This window comes from Bacteroidales bacterium (assembly GCA_021157585.1).
Taxonomy (GTDB): Bacteria; Bacteroidota; Bacteroidia; order Bacteroidales; family UBA12170; genus UBA12170.
The window spans coordinates 1-3,975 of sequence record JAGGWH010000179.1; the positions used below are offsets into that span (position 1 = coordinate 1).

The 3,975-nt window shown below is 32.8% G+C and carries 6 protein-coding genes; all 6 read right to left on the bottom strand.

Annotated features, from left to right (window positions below):
• Positions 1 to 135 precede the first annotated feature (135 nt).
• Positions 136 to 1,296: a hypothetical protein gene (locus J7K39_12465; protein MCD6180708.1), complete on the bottom strand. Its 1,161-nt coding sequence runs from the start codon at positions 1,294 to 1,296 to the stop codon at positions 136 to 138.
• A 3-nt stretch (positions 1,297 to 1,299) separates the two neighbouring features.
• Entirely contained in the window at positions 1,300 to 1,719 is a 420-nt protein-coding gene (locus J7K39_12470; protein ID MCD6180709.1) for an acyl-CoA thioesterase, read from the bottom strand.
• Positions 1,719 to 2,723, bottom strand: coding sequence for a BtrH N-terminal domain-containing protein (locus J7K39_12475; GenBank protein ID MCD6180710.1), 1,005 nt, complete (start codon positions 2,721 to 2,723; stop codon positions 1,719 to 1,721). Before J7K39_12475 ends, J7K39_12470 begins: the two co-directional genes overlap by 1 nt.
• Positions 2,724 to 3,125, bottom strand: a complete 402-nt coding sequence (locus tag J7K39_12480) for a hypothetical protein (protein ID MCD6180711.1) — start codon at positions 3,123 to 3,125, stop codon at positions 2,724 to 2,726. It abuts the gene before it with no gap.
• 15 nt (positions 3,126 to 3,140) lie between these two features.
• Positions 3,141 to 3,563 carry a hydroxymyristoyl-ACP dehydratase gene (locus J7K39_12485; protein ID MCD6180712.1) on the bottom strand — a complete coding sequence of 141 codons (423 nt, stop codon included), beginning with the start codon at positions 3,561 to 3,563 and terminating at the stop codon, positions 3,141 to 3,143.
• A partial coding sequence (locus J7K39_12490) for a hypothetical protein (protein ID MCD6180713.1) occupies positions 3,564 to 3,975 on the bottom strand: 412 nt, incomplete at its 5' end.

Below are 3,975 nucleotides of genomic sequence, written 5' to 3' on the forward strand. Positions count from 1 at the left end.
AATTAGCCGGATTAGAAAATACTCCGATAAATAGTTTTAAAGACATTAGCAAAGGTAAGACTATTTTCAAAATTATAGAGCATTTCAAAATTACTAAGAAGCTTGTTTTTACTAAAGAATATATGCTTTGAAATACTATACATTATTTTCTGTTTTTTGAAAAATTATTGCTGCATTAGCTCCACCAAAACCTGATGCTGTTTTTAAAACCGTTTTAATTGGCAATGACTGATTATCTTTTACAATATTTATGGGAATTGAAACGCCATGTTTATCATATCCTAAGGTTTTTATTAAACGGTTATTTTTCATTGTTTCAATAGCAGCAATAGATTCTATAAGCCCGGCAGCACCAAGTGTGTGCCCCCAATATCCTTTTAAACTATTTATCGGAGTATTTTCTAATCCGGCTAATTGAAAGGCTTTACTTTCCATTTCATCGTTATAATTAGTTGCGGTTCCGTGACCGGATATAAAATCTATATCTTTTACTTTTATTGAAGATTCGTTAATTGCCGATTTAATAGCAAAATAAAGCCCGTCTCCCGTTCTTGATGGTCCTGAAATATGATTGGCATCGTTGCTAATCCCGGAACCCAGGACTTCGATATCTGATTTTTTTTCTTCTGAGGTTAGAATAACTACCCCTGCGGCTTCTCCAAGATTAAGACCTGTCCTATTTGCATCGTAAGGCCGACAAAGCTCACTGCTTAATGATTGAAAAGATTGGAATCCTGCAACTACGAATTCTGAAAGAATATCGGCTCCTGCTACGATTATATTTTTATAAGAACCTTCACGGATCATTCTGCTACCTATTCCTATGGCTTCAACACCGGAAATACAGGCATTTGAAATCACAATAGCTTTGTTTTGGATACCAAAAAAATCTTTAATTATTTGAGCCGATTTCCAAAGAAAGACTCTGTTTTCTTCCCATTTACTTTTTTCATTTTTAGCAAGTAAATCTATATTTCCTTTTGTAGAAGAGACGATTAATAATGTTTCTTCTGATTTTAAATCGATAGGATATTTTTTAAGGCTTTGCTGAATAACAAAGATAAGTAACTGCTCAAAAAAAGTATAACTATTTTTGATATCCGGAAATAAATCCTTAAAAACTTTATTAAAACGCTTATTATCAATCTTGGAAGCGAAGAAAGTTTTTGGATAATATTTTTTATCTAAAATAAGCTCACTCCCACTTTTACCTGCAAAAAGTTTTGTGGAATTCTCTTTTATTCCAAATCCGAGGGAGCTGATTAAATAAGACCCGTGTACAAATACTCTCTTCATAAATTAAAAACCATTTTTTGCTTTCCATTCAAGCATAAACTGCGGTTGATTTAATGATAATTCCCGACTATCAAGAAATAAAAAGACTTGAATAGTTCGTGCGGTGGCAATTATATCATTATTTGATTTCCGTTTGATTACATAATCAAATATTAGTTTTGCAGCATCAGAATCTACATAAGTAGCTTCTACTATTGCAGTATCGCCATAGCGAAGCTGCCGTTTATAATCGATATCAACCTTTATTATTGGAGTTGCCAAACCTGCTTTTTCAACATCATTATATCCAATATTAAAAGTTTTCCCAAAAGCTTCCCGGGCTTCTTCCAAATATTTTACATAGTGTCCGTGCCATACAATTCGTAAAGAATCTACTTCACTAAAACGTATAGAAATTTCAGCTTTTTGTCTTAATGTTTTCATTAGGCATCTTTTAGTTTTATTAGTTTCTGAAATATCTGTTTTTCTTTTTCTGCAATTACAACAAGCATATCGGCTACTCCATCGTAGGGATTTTCCACTTCCGACCGCTTTTTAATAATACGAGCTGTTTCAACAGCAAAATCTCTCCATAAATCTCCAATAGCAGTCATTTCAACAGATAAATCGCGTAAAAATGGTTGTTTTAAAATATCTGATGCTTCTTGTAAAAAGGCAGCATAAATATATCTAAATCCGGCACCACCTGTTCCTATTTCTTCTTGCGATCTAACAATCTGACCAAGATATTGTGAGGCTTTGCGATTACCAAGTTTTTTTGGATATTTCCTTAACTGTTTAGCCAAATATTTTATTCCTTTTACCCCAACTAATGGAATAGGAATAGTGAGCATATCCTTAGCTGTTTGTTTAATTCCTTGAGTAATAGCTTTTGCCAAATCTATTTCTTGAGGAGCTTTTACCGTCCAATACATATGACCTTTTGGAGCAAATACACCTTTGGCATAACGGACTTTTCTCAATTCTTTTGATGTTAGGCTTGTGGGCGTTTCCATTATAGGATCGCTAATCAAATAATTATCCTTTTCTTTACCATAGACAACCAAATTGTGTGCGTTAAAATGGAAGCGGTAAGGTTTTGGGAAATAAGTTAAATTATAAACTCCGACTAACATTCCAACGGGAGTTCCTTCTTTAAGCTTTTCGTCTAATTCACTCATTGCCTGATTAGGATCAGAGAAACGCTTTTTTTTCATTTTGAAACCTAAGCGACGAGCGGCTCTTTTAAAAATCATTCCCGGTAAAGGGCGAAATGATGTAACCGGAATATGATTCACTTTTAAAAATGGCAGATAGGAAAAAAATAATCCTGATCCAATACCAAAAATCATAGGTTCGCTCAGCTTAATGCCATAATAGGCAAATAAGTTTGATGAAACTCCATTTTCGCAATGTGCAGATTGTTTATGTTTAAAGTCGAGTTGCATTTATTTAAGTTCTTTGTTTTTTAGTGTTTCCAGTGTTATATCAAAAGTATCGGCATATTTATTCAGTACTTTATCAGTCAACTTATTAAAGCCTTTCATTTTCAAATGCTTTTTTACAATAAATCGCCATATTCCGACATAGGAAGCCAATATTTTAGTATCCATAAGATTTTTTTCCATATAGTAAGCGATTGGGCTAAGTTCCCCATCTATTACAAGCTGTTTTACTTCTTCAATACGCTCATTTACAGTATCCCATGCATCTTGCATAACAATGTTTTTCGGCTCCCAGCCAACACTCTTGACAGTGGTGTAATTTCCATTTTCATCAACAGCATAACATGGTTCTCGGCTACCTTCCATCATATTGGCATCATCCTGAGGTACATCTTCTTTTTTCATTTCTATTTTGAACTCTTACAGCGGATTAATAAATATTTTGAACTCACCTTCGGCAATTTGTTTTTTTTCTAAAAACACTTCAGCTTTAGCAATGGTTGCATTTAAAACTTCGTGTAAGACCGTTATTTTGGTTGTTATTGTATCTCCAATTATAGGTATTTTGTAGATACTCAAATTTTTTATTGCTCCAATAAAACCAAGCGGAACCTTTTTTTTATTTGTTACTGCAAAATAGCCAACACCAAGGGCAGCAGTTTGTGCCATATTTTCTGCTAAGCCTGATTCATTAAAAAAGCCATCAGTATTAAATAAGTTGTTAGCATTGGGACAAAATTGAGAAATATAATACTTATCTGTACATTCCAATAGTGCGTCAACCATTATCATAGGTGGTCTTTGCGGAATATACTTATAAATATCCTCTTTTGAAACAAGCATTTATTTTACAATTAGTTTTTTGCTTTTTTTACCCCATTTATTACAAGAGGCAGTTAATTCAATTTCGTCTCCGGCTTTTACATTTTCTAATGTAAAACGATATACATCGGATTTTAAGTCCTTTTGATTTTCATAGTCTTTTGAAAGGACTTCGGTACCATTTATTTTAATACTTATTTTATTGATAAAGTGTTCATTTATATCTCGAACAGAATGATCTATTTTAGCATCAAGTTCTTGTGTTTTAATATCGAATTTAAGTTCTATTTTTTGTGGTGGATGAGCAGCTACACCCATTATCAAAAGCATAAAGGCAAATAAGATTCCTATTTTTTTAATTTTCATGATAACTCCTATCTTAATTTTTGAACTAAACAACTGTAGTATAAAGAATACTAGCTTACAAATATAT